At 62.4% G+C, this 16,384-nt stretch carries 15 protein-coding genes and 1 pseudogene; 4 read left to right on the top strand and 12 right to left on the bottom strand.

Annotated elements, in window-relative coordinates; all coding sequences use genetic code 11:
* Nucleotides 1–77 precede the first annotated feature (77 nt).
* The 7 genes from JQ611_RS33355 to JQ611_RS33325 form a co-directional block, all read right to left on the bottom strand.
* On the bottom strand, nucleotides 78–1,520 hold the full coding sequence (locus JQ611_RS33355; RefSeq protein ID WP_212269045.1) for an aldehyde dehydrogenase family protein: 1,443 nt from the start codon (nucleotides 1,518–1,520) through the stop codon (nucleotides 78–80).
* A 52-nt stretch (nucleotides 1,521–1,572) separates the two neighbouring features.
* Nucleotides 1,573–2,292 (bottom strand): ribonuclease activity regulator RraA, encoded by a 720-nt coding sequence (locus tag JQ611_RS33350; RefSeq protein ID WP_212269046.1) that lies wholly within the window; start codon nucleotides 2,290–2,292, stop codon nucleotides 1,573–1,575.
* A 109-nt stretch (nucleotides 2,293–2,401) separates the two neighbouring features.
* Nucleotides 2,402–3,493, bottom strand: coding sequence for an SMP-30/gluconolactonase/LRE family protein (locus JQ611_RS33345; RefSeq protein ID WP_212467840.1), 1,092 nt, complete (start codon nucleotides 3,491–3,493; stop codon nucleotides 2,402–2,404).
* Nucleotides 3,494–3,622: 129 nt separating this feature from the next.
* Nucleotides 3,623–5,362: an L-arabinonate dehydratase gene (araD, locus tag JQ611_RS33340; RefSeq protein ID WP_212269048.1), complete on the bottom strand. Its 1,740-nt coding sequence runs from the start codon at nucleotides 5,360–5,362 to the stop codon at nucleotides 3,623–3,625.
* Nucleotides 5,359–6,216, bottom strand: a complete 858-nt coding sequence (locus JQ611_RS33335) for an ABC transporter permease (protein ID WP_212269049.1) — start codon at nucleotides 6,214–6,216, stop codon at nucleotides 5,359–5,361. The genes araD and JQ611_RS33335 overlap by 4 nt, the downstream gene beginning before the upstream one ends.
* A 97-nt stretch (nucleotides 6,217–6,313) precedes the next feature.
* On the bottom strand, nucleotides 6,314–7,090 hold the full coding sequence (locus tag JQ611_RS33330) for an ABC transporter ATP-binding protein (RefSeq protein ID WP_212269050.1): 777 nt from the start codon (nucleotides 7,088–7,090) through the stop codon (nucleotides 6,314–6,316).
* 4 nt (nucleotides 7,091–7,094) lie between these two features.
* Nucleotides 7,095–8,102 carry an ABC transporter substrate-binding protein gene (locus JQ611_RS33325; protein ID WP_409363340.1) on the bottom strand — a complete coding sequence of 336 codons (1,008 nt, stop codon included), beginning with the start codon at nucleotides 8,100–8,102 and terminating at the stop codon, nucleotides 7,095–7,097.
* Between the two features lie 116 nt (nucleotides 8,103–8,218).
* Between JQ611_RS33325 and JQ611_RS33320 the strand changes: the two genes are divergently transcribed.
* The 3 genes from JQ611_RS33320 to JQ611_RS33310 all read left to right on the top strand — a co-directional run bounded on the left by JQ611_RS33320 (nucleotide 8,219) and on the right by JQ611_RS33310 (nucleotide 13,156).
* Nucleotides 8,219–8,938, top strand: coding sequence for a GntR family transcriptional regulator (locus JQ611_RS33320; RefSeq protein ID WP_212269052.1), 720 nt, complete (start codon nucleotides 8,219–8,221; stop codon nucleotides 8,936–8,938).
* A 203-nt stretch (nucleotides 8,939–9,141) separates the two neighbouring features.
* A complete protein-coding gene (locus JQ611_RS33315) occupies nucleotides 9,142–9,579 on the top strand; it encodes a response regulator (RefSeq protein WP_212269053.1) in 438 nt (145 codons plus the stop codon).
* Between the two features lie 70 nt (nucleotides 9,580–9,649).
* Nucleotides 9,650–13,156, top strand: coding sequence for a PAS domain S-box protein (locus tag JQ611_RS33310; protein WP_212467839.1), 3,507 nt, complete (start codon nucleotides 9,650–9,652; stop codon nucleotides 13,154–13,156).
* Nucleotides 13,157–13,310: 154 nt separating this feature from the next.
* Here JQ611_RS33310 and JQ611_RS33305 read toward each other — a convergent pair whose 3' ends face one another.
* Complete coding sequence (locus JQ611_RS33305; protein WP_212001077.1) at nucleotides 13,311–13,949, bottom strand: response regulator transcription factor; 639 nt, start codon at nucleotides 13,947–13,949, stop codon at nucleotides 13,311–13,313.
* Nucleotides 13,950–14,101: 152 nt separating this feature from the next.
* Here JQ611_RS33305 and JQ611_RS33300 point away from each other — a divergent pair, with 152 nt between their 5' ends.
* Nucleotides 14,102–14,464: a hypothetical protein gene (locus JQ611_RS33300; protein WP_212467838.1), complete on the top strand. Its 363-nt coding sequence runs from the start codon at nucleotides 14,102–14,104 to the stop codon at nucleotides 14,462–14,464.
* 189 nt (nucleotides 14,465–14,653) lie between these two features.
* On the opposite strand, the gene JQ611_RS33295 is transcribed toward JQ611_RS33300, so the two are convergent.
* From JQ611_RS33295 to JQ611_RS42095, 4 genes and pseudogenes are all read right to left on the bottom strand, one after another.
* Nucleotides 14,654–14,977, bottom strand: coding sequence for a PilZ domain-containing protein (locus tag JQ611_RS33295; RefSeq protein ID WP_212269056.1), 324 nt, complete (start codon nucleotides 14,975–14,977; stop codon nucleotides 14,654–14,656).
* 3 nt (nucleotides 14,978–14,980) lie between these two features.
* The gene (locus tag JQ611_RS33290) at nucleotides 14,981–15,838 is read right to left on the bottom strand and encodes a protein-glutamate O-methyltransferase CheR (protein ID WP_212269057.1); all 858 of its coding nucleotides are present in this window, start codon (nucleotides 15,836–15,838) and stop codon (nucleotides 14,981–14,983) included.
* A gap of 31 nt (nucleotides 15,839–15,869) precedes the next feature.
* Nucleotides 15,870–16,259, bottom strand: a complete 390-nt coding sequence (locus JQ611_RS33285) for a PleD family two-component system response regulator (RefSeq protein WP_212269058.1) — start codon at nucleotides 16,257–16,259, stop codon at nucleotides 15,870–15,872.
* A gap of 26 nt (nucleotides 16,260–16,285) precedes the next feature.
* Nucleotides 16,286–16,384: pseudogene (locus JQ611_RS42095) on the bottom strand (chemotaxis protein CheW); the annotation flags it as partial.

Below are 16,384 nucleotides of genomic sequence, written 5' to 3'. Positions count from 1 at the left end.
ATGTATGGACCCCGGTTCTGCAGCGCACCGTTTCACGCTGCGCTGCGTCCGGGGAACGCACACTGTCCGTAGTCGATTTACGGCAACGTGTACGCCGTTTTCACCGTCGTATAAAACTCCGCCGCGTAGCGGCCCTGTTCGCGGGCGCCGAAGCTGGAGCCTTTTCGGCCGCCGAACGGCACGTGGTAATCGACGCCGGCGATCGGCAGATTGACCATCACCATGCCGGCTTCGGAATTGCGCTTGTAGTCGCTGGCGTATTTCAGGCTGGTGGTGCAGATGCCGGATGACAGGCCGAAGTCGGTGTCATTCGCGGTCGCCAGCGCTTCGGCATAATCCTTGACCCTGATGACCGCGGCCACCGGCCCAAAAATTTCCTCGCGCGCGATCCGCATGGTGTTGCTCACGTCGGTGAACAGCGCCGGCTGCAGATAGAAGCCGGGCGCATCGCGGTTGAGGCGCTCGCCACCGAATGCGAGTTTTGCACCCTCATCCTTGCCGATCGAGATATATTTGAGATCCTGATCGAGCTGGCTCTGATCGACGACGGGACCGATATCGGTGCCGGCCTTGACGGCGTCGTCGATCTTCAGGCCACGCATCCGCTCGGTGAGGGCCTCGACGAATTTGTCGTGGATCCCGGCGGTGACGATCAGGCGCGAAGCGGCGGTGCAGCGCTGGCCGGTGGAAAAGAACGCGCTATTGGCGGCGCATTCCACGGCGACCTTCAGGTCTGCGTCGTCGAGAACGACCAGCGGATTCTTGCCGCCCATCTCCAACTGAAACTTCTTCATCGGCCGCGAGGCGATGCAGGCCGCCGCGACTTTCTGACCGGTGGAAACGGACCCCGTGAAACTGATGGCCGCGACATCAGGATGCTCCAGCAGGACCGCACCGACTTCGGAGCCGCGCCCGAGCACGAGGTTGAGCACGCCCTTGGGCAGGCCCGCGCGGTGCAGGATATCGACCAGCGCCCACGACGAGCCCGGCACGAGGTCGGCGGGCTTGATCACCACGGTGTTGCCATAGGCCAGCGCCGGCGCGATCTTCCAGGCCGGTATCGCAATCGGGAAATTCCACGGCGTGATCAGGCCGACAACGCCGAGCGCTTCGCGTGTGATCTCGATGTCGATGCCGGGACGCACTGAGGCGAGTTTCTCGCCCGCCATCCGCAAACATTCGCCGGCAAAGAACGCAAAGATCTGCCCGGCGCGCGCGACTTCGCCGATGCCTTCCGGCAGCGTCTTGCCTTCCTCGCGCGACAGCAGCCGGCCCAGTTCGTCCTTGCGCGCGAGGATTTCGTCCGACGCCTTCTTCAGAATGTCGTAGCGCACCTGCGGCGTCGACCGCGACCAGGCAGGGAATGCGGCCTTTGCAGCTGCTATCGCGGCCTCGGCTTGCGCGCGCGTGCCGCGCACCGCCTGGCCGACAATGTCCTTGGTATCGGATGGGTTGACGTTGGGCGCGCGGGCGCCATCGGACAGCCATTCGCCGTCGATCAGATTGTTGAACATCAGCATGATGTGGACTCACTGTTGGAGAAAAAAACGTTCGGTGCCAGCCGGCGGCATATTACCGCCCGTTGGCCTTGCGCCAAGCCGCAAAATCCTTCGGCGTCTGCTCGTCGGTTGCCGGATAGAGGCCGAGGATCGATCGGCCCTTGCGCACTTCCTCGGTAACAAAATCCTCGAACGCGGTCATCTCGACCGCCTCGTCGGCGATTTCGTCGGCAACATGCGCGGGAATCACGATCACGCCGTCGCTGTCGCCGAGAATGACGTCACCGGGGAACACCGGCGCGTCGCCGCAGCCGATCGGCACGTTGATCTCGATCGCCTGGTGCAGCGTCAGATTGGTCGGCGCGCTCGGCCGCTGGTGGTAGGCGGGAAAGCCGAGCGCGGCGATTTCAGCCGAATCGCGAAAGCCGCCGTCGGTGATGACGCCGGCCGCGCCACGCTTCATCAGCCGCGTCACCAGGATAGCGCCGGCCGAAGCTGCGCGCGCATCCTTGCGGCTGTCCATCACAAGCACCGCGCCGGGCGGGCAGTCCTCGATCGCCTTGCGCTGCGGATGGGCACGGTCGCGGAACACCTCGATCTTGTTGAGATCCTCCCGCGCCGGCATGTAGCGCAGCGTGAAGGCTTCGCCGACCAGCACCGGCTGATTTGGCCCGAGCGGATGCACATCCTGGATCATCTGGATGCGGAAGCCGCGCTTGAACAGCGCGGTGGCGACGGTGGCGGTGGAGACGGTTTTGAGTTTGTTGCGGGTGGCGTCGCTCAGTTTTGTCATGGTTTCATCATCCCAGTTATTCCGTCATTCCGGGGCGCGAAGCGAACCCGGAATCTCGAGATTCCGGGTCTGGTCCTTCGGACCATCCCGGAATGACGGTGGTAATCAATCACACCGCCCCATGCGCTTCCACGTAAAGCGCGTACACGGAGTGGCAGCTCGTCATATAGAGGCGGTTATTCTTCGGTCCACCGAAACAGAGGTTGGCGCAACGCTCCGGCAGCCGGATGAACGCCAGCGGCTTGCCTTCGGAGTTGAACACCATCACGCCATCGAGGTCTTCCGACTTGCCCTTCAGTTGATACACCTTGCGGCCGCCAACGTCAGTGGGATCCGGCTGCAGCGCGCCGTTGCTGCCCCAGCCGCACCACAGATTGCCGTCGCGATCGACCCGGAAGCCATCGAGCGCGCCCTGGTCGGCGGCGTCGATCAGCTTATTGCGACTGCCGAGCGTGCCATCGTCCTTGACGTCGTAGGCCCAGATGCTGCGGTTGGGGCTTCCCTTCCACTCGACCACATAAAGCTTCTTTTCGTCGGGCGAGAACGCCAGGCCGTTCGGATTGACGATGTCGGTGATGACGGCCGATATCTTGCCGTCCTTGGCGATGCGGTAAACGTTGGTGGTGGCCTGTTCGGGCTTTTCCTTCTTGCCCTCCCACTCGCCATTGATGCCGAACAAGGGATCGGTGAACCAGATGCTGTCGTCGGACTTCACCACGACGTCGTTCGGCGCGTTCAGCCGCTTGCCCTCGAACTTGTCGACCAGCACCGTGATCTTGCCGTCCTTCTCGGTGCGGGTGACGCGGCGGGTCACCGAATGCTCGCAGGTGACGAGGCGGCCCTGGCGGTCGCGCGTGTTGCCGTTGGCATAGTTGGCGTTAGCGCGGAACACGCTGGTCTGGCTGGTCTTCTCGTCGAACTTCATGATGCGATTATTGGGGATGTCGCTCCACAGGAGATAGCCTCCCTCGGGAAAATAGGCCGGGCCTTCGGCCCAACGCATCCCGGTAGCGACCTGTTCGATCGTAGACGAATAGATCCGGTATTTTGCAAAGCTTGGATCGAGGATTTGCACCGACGGATCGGGATAGCGCTGGTTCATCGTGAACGGGAATGATTGCGCACCTGCGGCACGCGAGAGAAGCGTGGTGACCGCGGTGGCGCCGGCTGCGGCGAGGATGTTGCGTCGTGTGATGCTCATGGGTGGTCCTCCCTGGGATGTTTTTTGCTTGGTATCGGTTCTCTCTTGTCATTCCGGGGCGATGCGCAGCATCGAACCCGGAATCTCGAGGTTCCGGGTTCGCGCTGCGCGCGCCCCGGAACGACGGCGTCAGTAAATCGACGGCTCCCCCACCGGCTTGCCAAAACCGGTTTCAAGAAAATCGAAATCGCAGCCTTCGTTGGCCTGCTTGATGTGCTTGGTGAACATCCAGCCATAGCCGCGCTCGAACCGGCGTTCCGGCGCTTTCCATTCGGCGCGGCGCTTTGCAAGCTCCGCCTCCGGCACATCGAGGTTGATGGTGCGGGCGTTGACGTCGAGCGTGATGCGATCGCCGTTCTTCACCAGCGCCAGCGGACCGCCGATATAGGATTCCGGCGACACATGCAGGATACAGGCGCCGTAGCTGGTGCCGCTCATGCGCGCATCCGACAGCCGCACCATGTCGCGCACGCCCTGCTTTACCAGCTTGGTCGGGATCGGCAGCATGCCCCATTCCGGCATCCCGGGCCCGCCCTGCGGCCCGGCATTGCGCAAGATCAGCACGTGATCCGCGGTCACATCGAGATTGGGATCGTCGATCGCCTTCTTCATCGAGGGATAATCGTCGAACACCAGCGCCGGTCCCGTGTGCTTGAGAAAGCGCGGCTCGCAGGCCGAGGGTTTTATCACGCAGCCATCGGGCGCAAGGTTGCCCTTGAGCACCGCGAGCGCGCCTTCGGCATAGATAGGGTCGTTCACGGTGCGGATGACGTCGTCATTATAAACTTCGGCGCGGGCGATGTTCTCGCCGAGCGTCTGGCCGGTCACGGTCATGACGTCGAGGTGCAGGTGCTCCCTGATGCGGCTCATCAGGCCCGGCAAACCGCCGGCATAGAAGAAATCTTCCATCAGATATTTGTCGCCGCTCGGCCGCACATTGGCGATCACAGGCACCTTGCGGCTGGCGATCTCGAAATCATCGAGCCCGATATCCTGGCCGGCGCGGCGGGCCTGCGCGATCAGATGGATGATCGCATTGGTCGAGCAGCCCATCGCCATCGCCACCGTGATCGCGTTCTCGAAGGCTTTGCGGGTCTGGATCTTGTTTGGCGTCAAATCCTCCCACACCATCTCGACGATGCGGCGGCCGCATTCCGAGGCCATGCGGATATGTCCGGCGTCGGCGGCCGGGATCGAGGATGCGCCCGGCAAGGTCATGCCGATCGACTCGGCGATCGCCGTCATGGTCGAGGCGGTGCCCATGGTCATGCAGGTGCCGTAGCTGCGGGCGATGCCGGCCTCGACATCGACCCAATCCTTGTCGGAGATTTTCCCGGCGCGCCGCTCGTCCCAGAATTTCCAGGCGTCCGAACCAGAGCCTAGCGTCTTGCCCTTCCAGTTGCCGCGCAGCATCGGCCCCGCCGGAAGATAGATCGTCGGCAGGCCCATGCTGGTGGCGCCGAGCAGAAGGCCCGGCGTGGTCTTGTCGCAGCCGCCCATCAGCACGACGCCGTCGACGGGATGGCCGCGCAATAATTCCTCCGCGTCCATCGCCAGCATGTTGCGATAGAGCATCGTTGTCGGCTTCAGGAACGATTCCGACAGCGACAGCGCCGGCAGCTCCATCGGAAAACCGCCGGCCATCAGGATGCCACGCTTGACGTCGTCGACGCGGGATTTGAAATGCATGTGGCAGGGCTGCGCGTCCGACCAGGTGTTCAAAATCGCAATGACGGGACGGCCCTTCCATTCCTCCGGCGCGTAGCCCATCTGCATCGCGCGGGAGCGGTGGCCGAAGGCGCGCAGATCGTCGGGCGCGAACCAGCGCGCGCTGCGAAGCTGGTCGGGGGTCTTGTTTTTGCTGCTCATGATTGAGTACCCCATTTCTGGACGGTGTTGCGCTCGATGGTGCGGAAGATCAGGTTTTCCACGATCAAGCCAATGATGATCACCGTCAACAGGCCGGCGAAGACAGCAGGTATGTCAAGCAGATTGCGGTTTTCGAAGATGAACCAGCCGAGCCCGCCCTGCCCCGACGACACGCCGAACACCAGTTCGGCGGCAATCAGCGTGCGCCAGGCGAACGCCCAGCCGATCTTCAGGCCGGTCAGGATCGAGCCGAACGCCGCCGGAATCAGGATGCGCGCCACGTAAGGCAGCCCACGCAGGCCGTAATTGCGGCCGACCATGCGCAGCGTGTTCGACACGCTCTTGAAGCCGGAATGGGTGTTGAGCGCGACCGGCCACAGCACCGAATGGATCAGCACGAAGACGAGGCTGCCATTGCCGAGCCCGAACCAGATCAGCGCCAGCGGCAGCAGCGCGATCGCCGGCAGCGGGTTGAACATCGCGGTCACGGTTTCGAGGAAATCCGTGCCGATGCGGGTGGAGATCGCCAGAATGGTGAAGATCGCGGCGAGAATGATGCCGGCGCTGTACCCCATGAACAGCACCTTCAGCGACGCCCAGGCGCGCAGCGGGATCGTGCCGTCGCGCACCTTCTCGAACATGGTCACGATGGTGTCGTGAAAGGTCGGGAACAGCAGCGGATTGTCGAGGTAAGTGCCGTAGACTTCCCAAACCACCGCGAGGAAGAGGATGATTACGGCTTTGCGAACGAAGCCGTCGTTCCACAACAGCTCCAGCACCGTCAGCTTACGCTCAACCTCTACCGATGCGGCTGCGGCCGAGGTGTCGCGCATCAAAATTTTCGCTTCGCCCATCGAACGCTCAATCCTTTTGTTTGAGCATGATCTCCGCGCAAACGCGTTCCGCGTTTGTCGCGAGGGAAAACCGGTACCCACTTTTCCGGATCATGCTCTAATGTACCGCGGCGGCTTCGTTGTCCGCGTTCGAAAACAGCAGATCGTGAATCTGCTTTTCGAGCCGAGCGGCGCTGCCGTCTTCGCTGGAGACCTGATCGACGTCTGTTATTTCGGCCTTGACCCGTCCGGGATGCGGCGACAGCAGCAGGATCCGGTTGCCGATCTTGATCGCTTCCGCAATCGAATGGGTGACGAACAGCACGGTGAATTTGGTTTCCGACCAGAGCTGCAGCAGTTCGTCCTGGCAGGTGCGCCGCGTCAGCGCATCGAGCGCGGCGAACGGCTCATCCATCAAGAGGATATCCGGCTCCATCGCCATACCGCGCGCGATCGCGACGCGCTGCTTCATGCCGCCCGAGAGCGTATGCGGATAGGAATCGACGACGCGGGTGAGGCTGACCTTCTCGATGTAGGCGCGGGCGCGAACCTCGGCCTCCTTGCGCGGCAGCCGCCGCGTCATCAGAAGCGGGAACATGACGTTTTCCAGCACGGTCTTCCAGGGCAGCAGCTGGTCGAACTCCTGGAAGATCATCATGCGGTCGGCGCCGGGCTCCGTGATCTCGCGGCCCGAGATCCGCATCTTGCCTTCGCTCGGCGTCATGTAGCCACCGACCGCCTTCAGCAAGGTCGACTTGCCGCAACCGGAGGGACCGAGCAGCACGAAACGATCGGAACGATCGACCGTAAAACTGACCCGCTCGGTCGCGGTCACCACCGCGCTCGAAGTCTTGTAGCGCAGCGTTACGTCGCTGACGTCGAGAAGCGCCGTCATCGCGTCAATTGCCCTTCAGGTCATGCGCCATCGGCAGGTAATATTCGGTCCACGCCTTGGGCTGGGTCTTCAGCGTACCGACCTTGAACAGATGGTTGGCGAATTTCATGGTGCCCTGCGGCTGCAGGTTCCACTCCATCATGCCGGGCTCCTTGAGCCAGGCCAGCAGATCTTCGGCGCTGGTCTTGTCGCCGGTGACTTCCTTGTAGATATCCACCGCCGCCTTGGTGTCGCTGCGGATCAGATCCTGCGCTTCCTTGGTGGCATCGCGCACCGCCTGGACAATCTTGGGATTGGCGTCGGCGAATTTGGTTGTCGTGAAGAACTGCGCCTGGCTCAGCGGCCCGCCCATCACGTCGGGCGAGGACAGCACGACATGGGCGCCGGGCACGTTCTTCAGTTCGAGGAACGTAAAGGGCGGGATCGCGAAATGGTTGCGAACCTCGTGCTGGGCGTTGGTCATCGCGACATAGGCATCGGGATGGCCGAGCTGCACAGTGTTGGGATCGAGCTTCGACCATTGGTCGGCGCCGAACAATTCGGCGGCCGCGATCTGCAGCACGATCGCCTGGGTCGAGACTTTCACGGTCGGCACCGCAATCTTGTCGTTGGGGCCGATATCTTTCAGCGACTTGATGTTGGCGTCGCGGCTGATCAGCGTCATCGGCTGTGCTGACGTCGCAACGATACCCTTGACGCCGCCGCGGGTGCGATCCCACAGCAGCAGCAGGTTGCCGGTGCCGGTGTTGAGGATGTCGACGCCCCCCGCAAGCAGCGCGTCGGTCTGGGCGCCGCCGCTGTTGAAGCTGAGCCACTTGGTGGTGATGCCCGCAAGGCCCAGCGCCGCGGCGTGCTTTTCGATCAGCTTCTGCTTTTCCATGATGTGCGAGGGCATGTAGAAAATGCCGGGCTGCCGCGACAGCGCGATCTCGCTTTTCTGTTGCGCCAGCGCGGGCGCGCCGGACAGCGCCATTCCGAGTGCCGCGATTGCGCCTGCAGCGGCGCGCCACATCATGCTCTTCATCGTTGGTTTCCTCCGGCGGTCTCCACGCATTGACGCCCTCAAGGAGATGCACTAATATATTAGTGCATTTGAGGCAAGCACCTTCTGAAAGGACCGTTGTTCCGATGGGTCCAACGCCAATCGCCGCCCGCCGCGCCGCACCGCGTTCCCCCGAGCGGCTCGACCGCGACCGGCAGGCTGCGCCCCAGGTATTCGAGCGCCTGCGCGGCATGATCATTTCGCTGGAGCTGCCGCCGGGATCGCCGCTGTCGCGGGCCGCTTTGGCCGGGCAGTTCGGAATCAGTTCGACGCCAATCCGGGACGCCCTGATGCGGCTCGAAGAGGAAGGCCTGGTCGACGTGTTCCCGCAATATGCGACCGTGGTCAGCCGGGTCGATGTGCGATTGGCCCAGCAAGCGCATTTCCTGCGGCAGGCGGTGGAGCTGGAGATCGTACGCGGGTTGGCGATCCGCCATGACGAAGCCTTCGTCGCCGAGCTGAATGGAACAATCGTGCGCCAACAGCAATTCGCCAAGGCCGGCGAGTTCGAGAAATTCATGGCCGCCGACAATGAATTCCACGCCCAGCTCTATACGGCGGCCGACAAGCAGGACATCTGGGCGCTGGTGCGCAGCCGCAGCGGCCATATCGACCGGCTGCGCCGGCTGCATCTGCCCTCCCCCGGCAAGGCGCAGGACATCGTGCGGCACCACAGGCTGATCGCCAAGGCGATCGACGCCGGCGATCCAGACGGGGCGCAGAAGCATCTGCGCACCCATCTGTCGGGAACGCTCAGCGAACTCGCCCAGATCCGGGCGCGGTATCCGGAATATCTGAGCGACTGAACGCCGCAGATTAATCCGCGCCATCAGGACGAATCGGCTCCGTTGCGGCAGCAAATTGCTCGCTGTCTACCCGACAACAGGCGGATATGCGGTTCTTGGCAGGAACATCTGCAGCCGGGAAACCGTTGCAGGAGAACAAGGTTTCAGCGAAAATCGCAACCTGCCGTTGACCTGATTCCAGCGGGCGCCCGGAGAACCTTCTTTTGGCAAGAATATTGATAGTAGACGACGATACCGCGGTTCAGGCCACGGTCCGCCTATTGCTCGAGCGCGCAGGCCATAGCGTGGTCACCGCCGGTGACGGCCGTAAAGGGCTTGCGCTGTTCGAAAAGGAAGATTTCGATCTGCTGTTTCTCGACATCTTCATGCCGGGAATGGACGGGTTCGAGACCATGCGGCTGGTTCACCAGCTGCGGCCACTGATACCGATCGTCGTGATCTCGGGACGGCCGATATCTTCGGAAGAAGGCGCCGCCCCCGACTTCCTGACCATGGCGACCAAGCTCGGCGCCGTCTCCAGTCTGCAGAAACCGTTCAAACCGGCGGCCCTGCTGGCGATGGTCACGAACTGCCTGGAGGCCGCCAAACGCCTGTCGTCAAGTTCATCCCATGCCCCCGGCGGAGTTGCTTCCTGCCCGTAATGCGAAATAGCATTACCGGGTTCGCCCAGCCGCTTGCCCGGGATGAACGGGAGGGCGAACGAATCAAAAAATGACGCTCACAACCAGGCTTGCCATCGCCATGATTGCGTTGGTCGCGCTCGCGGTTTCCGCGGTCGGCTGGCTGAGCTATCGCAGCCTGGAACAGGCGCTGCTGCTGCGCGCCCGAGACCGCATCGAGACGCATTCGCGGCAGGTGGCGACCGACCTCGAATATTACGCAGCCAGTGCGACCGGAGATGTCGCGGGCTTCCGTTCGGCGGCGGCGTTGCGGGGACTGATCCGCGCCCGAAGGGCGGGCGGCGTCGATCCGGTGGATGGTGTCTCCGAAAAGACGTGGCGCGACCGGATAGCGACTCGCCTTGCAGCGGAACTCGAAGCCAAGCCCACCTATGCGATGTTTCGGATCATCAGCTTTGATGACGACGGCCGCGAGGTCGTCCGCGTCGACCGTATGGGACCAGACGACAGGATTCGGATCGTTCCCGAAGAGGGACTGCAGAAGAGAAGCGACCGAAACTATTTCACGGAAACGCTCGCACTCGGTCCCGGACAAATCTACGTTTCGCCGCTCGATCTGGGACGCCGCAACGGACTGATCGAGGAGACGCACAGGCCGACGATTCGCATCGCGACGCCGATCTTCGCCGATGACGGCAAGCCGTTCGGCATCTTCATGATCAATGTCGATATGCGGCGGGCATTCGACCGCGTGCGGTCGTCGATGTTGCCGGGCGAGACGATCTACGTCGTCAACCGGCAGGGCGACTATCTCATTCATCCCGATCGCTCACGCGAGTTCGGCGCGCTGCTCGGCAAGCCCAACGACTGGAAAGCCGACTTTCCGCAACTGGCGGCGCAGGCAGGGGCAACCCGCGGCATCGCCGAAATCGTCCCGGATCATGCTGCCCGCTCGGGCGGGATAGCTCTCGCCCCTGCCCTTCTGGCTGGTACCGAATGGGTTGGCGTGATCGAAACCACCCCCAACGCCGTGATCATGGCGCCGGCCGCCAGCATCAGAAACACCTCCCTTCTGGTCGGAACGATCGCCGTGTTGTGCGCGGCAGTGCTGGCCCTGCTGATCGCGAGGTCGCTGACCCGGCCGATCATTCGCCTGACCGCCGCCGTACAGGGCGCCGCCCGGAACGGGAAAGTCGCCATTCCGGTTGACGCTCGCGGCGAGACCGGCGTGCTGGCGCGCGCATTCGCTGACGTGATCGAGGAGGTCAACGAGAAGACCGCAGCACTGCAGCAGGAGGTTCAGGAGCATCGCCGCACCATCGCGGCGCGCGACCACCACGCCGAGCGCGAGCGTCTGTTCAGCGCGGCGGTCGAATCATCCAACGACGCGATCATCACGACGTCGCTCGACGGCACGATCACCGGCTGGAACTCGGCTGCGGAACGATTGTACGGATACAGTGCGGCGGAAGCGGCAGGCAAGAACATCGCGATCCTGATGCCCGCCGGCCGGCTGCCCGAGGGGCAGGACATCCTGCGCCGGATCGGCTGGGGTGAAAGCATCGAGCACAACGAAACCACGCGTCTTCGCAAGGACGGCACGCCGGTCGAGGTTTCGCTCAGCATTTCGCCGATCAAGGCGCCCTCGGGCGCGACCATCGGCATATCGAAGGTTGCCCGCGACATTACCGACAGCAACAAGACCCGGCTGGAGCTGCGCCAACAGGCCGAGGAGCTTCGCCGCGTCTTCGAGACTTCGCAGGACCTGATCATGGTGACGGATTCACGGGGATCCGTGGTCCAGATCAGCCCGAGTTGCGCCGTCATCCTGGGCTATTGGCCCGGCGAGATGATCGGCCGCAGTGGAGAAGACTTCATCCATCCCGATCATCTCGAGAACTCGCGCCAGGAAATGCGCGCCCTGCGGCGCGGGCAACGCCCGACGATTGCGGACACGCGTTGCTTCCACAAGAGCGGTCGCGAAGTGTGGCTGTCCTGGCTCGGGGTCTGGTCCCAACCGGTGAGACGGTTCTTCTTTGTCGGCCGCGACATGACCGAGACCCGCCGGGCGCAGGAAACCTTGCGTGAAAGCGCACAGCTGGCCCGCGGGATCATCAACACGGCGCTCGATGCCTTTGTCCAGATGGACGATCAGGGCACGATCGCGGACTGGAATTCGCAAGCCGAGAATATCTTCGGCTGGACACGGGATGAAGCGGTCGGAGCCAAACTCAGCGAACTGATCATTCCATACGTCCATCGCGACGCGCACGCGGCCGGCCTGGAACGGTTCCTGCGCACCGGTGATGGGGTGATCCTCGGCCGCCGTCTCGAGATCGACGCGATGCGACGCGACGGCAAGGAGATCAAGGTCGAACTGAGTGTCACCGCGCTGAAGCGCCGCAACGGCTTCGTGTTCAACGGTTTCATACGCGACCTCACCGACAAGATCGCCACTGAGGACCGCATCCGGCAGTCCGAGAAGATGGAAGCCGTCGGCCAGCTCACCGGCGGCATCGCGCATGATTTCAACAATATCCTGACCGTCATCACCGGGACGATCGAAATCCTGGCCGACGCCGTCAAGGACGAGCCGCAACTCGCGGCCATCACGCGGATGATTGACGAAGCCGCGTCGCGCGGCGCCGACCTCACCCAGCATCTATTGGCATTCGCCCGCAAGCAGCCGCTCGAGCCTCAGGAAACCGACGTCAATACGCTGATCATCGACACCGCGAAACTGCTGCAGCGTACGCTCGGCGAGCATGTCGAGATCGAATCGGTATTTGAAGACGAATCCTGCCCGGCGATCGTCGATCCCAATCAACTGGCCACCGCCATCCTCAATCTCGCCCTCAACGCCCGCGATGCGATGCCTGACGGAGGCAAGCTGATCATCGAAACCGGCATGGTCGTACTCGATGAGCATTACACCAGGACGCACAATGACGTCCGGCCGGGCCGCTACGCGATGATCGCAGTCAGCGATACCGGAACCGGCATTCCGGCTGGCATCCTCGACAAGGTGTTCAATCCGTTCTTCACCTCGAAGGGGCCGGGCAAGGGAACCGGCCTCGGGCTCAGCATGGTCTACGGCTTCGTCAAGCAATCCGCCGGCCACATCATGATCTACAGCGAGGAAGGCCACGGCACGACGATCAAGATGTACCTGCCGCCGGCCTCAGGCACGTCGCTTGCGGCCGGGCCGAGCCACGGGCCGACGGTCGAGGGCGGCAATGAGACGATCCTGGTGGTCGAAGACGACGCGCTGGTGCGCAATTACGTGCTGACGCAACTGCATTCGCTCGGCTACGTCACGATGGATGCGGGGAACGCGACGGAGGCGCTCGCGATCGTCAACGCCGGCCACCCCTTCGACCTGCTGTTCACCGACGTGATCATGCCCGGCCTCAACGGCCGCCAGCTCGCCAACGAGATGCTGAAGATCAAACCCGGGCTGAAAGTGCTGTTCACGTCAGGCTATACCGAAAACGCGATCATCCACCACGGCCGGCTCGACGAGGGCGTGCTGCTGCTGGCCAAGCCCTATCGCAAATCGGATATGGCCATCATGATTCGCAAGGCCCTCGGCGACTAGAGCCTTTTCCGTTCCGATTTAAATCGGAACGGGGTTCTAGATTCTAGATTTGACGCGTTTTCTTGACGCGAACCGGTGTCCACTTCGCTGGAAAACGCTCTAGCGGCCTACAGCTGCCGCGCATTCTCGCGAAAGCTGCACCGTCGCCGTCCACTCACGCCTGACGCGAAGTGGTCATCACGATTCGGACCAGGTCAGCGGCGTTGCGTGCCCCGAGCTTCTTCATGATGTTGGCGCGGTGATCCTCGATGGTCCGCGGGCTGATCCCAAGGTGCCTGCCCGCTTCCTTGTTGGACGCGCCGGCGGTGAACTGCTCGAGCACTTCGCGTTCGCGGCGGGTGAGCGGCTCGCGTCCGGGAAAATGCAGCGTCGCGATCCGGGACGCGGAGTTGTTTTCCGCCTGCCGGCGCGCATAGGCCTCGATCGCCTCGTCGAGCCGTGCGACGATCTCGCTGCCACGGAACGGCTTTTCAATGAAGTCCAGCGCGCCGCTCTTGATGGCGTTGACGGCCATCGAGATATCGCCTTGCCCGGAGATCATGAAGATCGGCGCAGGATAGTCCTCGCCGTGCAGTTCCTTCAGGATGTCGAGGCCCGATTTGCCGGGGATATGCACGTCGAGCAGGATGCAGGACGGCGTCCGGGTTCTTGCAACGGCCAGCAATGCGGCGCCGTCGGCAAAACAGATGACCTGATAACCGCCCGCCGACAGCACCATGGAAAGCGTGTCGCGCACGGCCGGGTCGTCATCGACTACAAAGATCTCCCCGCGGGAGTGGGCTTTCTCAGCCATGTTTCAACTTCCGTGCATGGTGAAACGTGACGCGCACTCGATATCGGTACTCAACTACATACCGCATCAAAACGCCCCCGTATTTGTACGGGACGTTCGCTTAACGCACAAGTAGCAACGCGCCCCTAAAAAGTGGCCTGAGGAGTGCAGCTATGCAGAACCCCCAAGGCGGCGGCATCGCGATCGAACCCGACGACCGAAATAACGCGTACCGCTCGGTGGTATCGGATGTCATATCCCTGATCGAGCATGTCCAGGCGAGCCTGAGGCTGATCGAACAGGAGATCGCCCGCGAAACCGCGTCCGGCAGCCAAGACATCTCCACCAATGTCGTTGTGCTGGATGATGTGACGCCGCCCTATGTCAGGGCGACCGTGGCGTTGAAGGCCTGTGACGCCAATCTTGCCATCGCCCTCCACTCGCTGTTCGACCCCATGACACCGTCCAATACACCGGAGCAGGGCGCCAGCGATTATGCCTGGAGTCCGCCGGCGCTTTCGGTTCTCAGCGCGTAAGCGAATGGCGGCGCCGTGCCGCAGCAGCCCGCCCAATACGGCCATCTGAAAATTGGGAACATCGAACCGGCCAGCCTGTATCGGCGGGTCCTTGCCGTTTGCCGCCATCCTGGCCCGGACGTTGCCCCGGCTTTTTGCCAATGAGCGATTTCACCGCCTGACCAGCGGTTCGGTGCGAAAGCTAGACGCTCAGGACATCATCTCTTCGGACTTCGACGCCGCGCCGGATCGCTTCTTGGCGTGCTTGCCCCTCAGGAAATGAATATCCATGTCGGTGCCGTTGACGCGCACCAGTTCGCAGCGGCGATAGGCGAGCCCGGTCGACGACAGCAGCAGAAAGAACTCCTTGAGGTTGAGGCCTTGAATGGAGCCCTCCACGGTCAACGTGGCCTCGGTATCGGAGATCGAGTTGAGTTGGCAATCCCGGCGCCAGGTTCCGTCAATCGCCATGATGCAGACGTCGTAACCCCGGCTGAACGTGACGCGCTCGGCTGCCTTGTTCTCTTCCGTCATTCCTCAACGCCCCGCCATTGCCGCGATTTTCGGCGCTGCCGTTGCCGCACGCGCTGCGTTCGGCCGATAGAGCCCACGCTTGTCCGGAAATGGCTTGAAGACATCGGTCAAGCCGACCACCGTCTCCGCCGCGCCCAGCACCAGGAAGCCGTCCGCTTCCATCGACTTGGCAAGACGGCCGAAGATGTTGATCTTGGTGTCCTGGTCGAAATAGATCAGAACGTTGCGGCAGAAGATGACGTCGAACATCCCGAGCTGCGAAAAATCGTGCAGCAGATTGAGTTGCCGGTGCTGCACCATGGCGCGGATGTCGGCATTGATCTGCCAGAGCTCGCCGTTCTGCTTGAAATATTTGACCAGCATCTGGATCGGCAGGCCGCGCTGGACCTCGAACTGGCTGTAGATGCCGGCCTTGGATTTCTCGAGCACTTCCTGGGAGAGATCGGTCGCGATGATTTCGATCCGCCATCCGGCAAGTGCTGCGCTCATCTCCTTCAGGGACATGGCCAGCGAATACGGCTCCTGACCGGTCGAACCGGCGGCGCACCAGATCCGGATGCTCTTGCGGGCCGCGCGTGCCTTCAGCACCTCGGGCACGATCGAATCGCGGAAATGATCGAACGGCACCTTGTCGCGGAAAAAGAAGGTTTCGTTGGTGGTCATGGCTTCGACCACCTGGGCGACAATCGTCGACGCGCCGCCCTTCATTTTTTGCACGAGCTCGCTGATGCCGGCGAGGCCGCATTTGCGCGACAGCGGCAGCAGGCGGCTTTCGATCAGGTACTGCTTGTCTGCGGACAGGTCGAGACCGGAATGGTCCTTCAGGAGCTTACGCAGATACTCATAGTCTGGCGGGGTCACGGGTGGCCTCTCAAGGGCAAGCGGATAAGATTTAAACCGGAGTCGGTTCTGAAAGCTCGACCAAGCCGACTTCCTGGAACTTCGCGGCGACGATATCCTTGTCGAACGGCTTCATGATGTATTCGTTGGCGCCGGCATGCAGCGCGCGCGAGATATGGTCCATGCCGTTTTCGGTGGTGCAGAACACTACCTTGGGCACATCGCCGCCGGGCAATCGGCGCAGATGCCCGAGGAATTCATAACCGTCCATCACGGGCATGTTCCAGTCGAGCAGGACGGCATTCGGCATCGCCAGCTTGCAGACCTCGAGCGCCTTCTCACCGTCCTCAGCCTCGGTGATTTCAAAGCCCATCTCTTCCAGGATGCGGCGCGCAATTTTACGCACGACACCTGAATCGTCGACGACAAGACATGTTTTCATTTTTCGACCTCCTTATTCCGATCGTTCTATGCTGCGAGTGTGGTGGGCACGATTTCGAGGACGCGATCGACATCGAGGACGACCATGAGCTGGCCATCGAGGCGGTGGACGCCGCCGGCGAGCTT

The sequence above is a fragment of the Bradyrhizobium sp. AUGA SZCCT0182 genome (assembly GCF_018130185.1).
GTDB lineage: Bacteria > Pseudomonadota > Alphaproteobacteria > Rhizobiales > Xanthobacteraceae > Bradyrhizobium.
The sequence above is the reverse complement of the archived record's forward strand: the minus strand, read 5'-3'. Positions and strand labels throughout refer to the sequence as shown.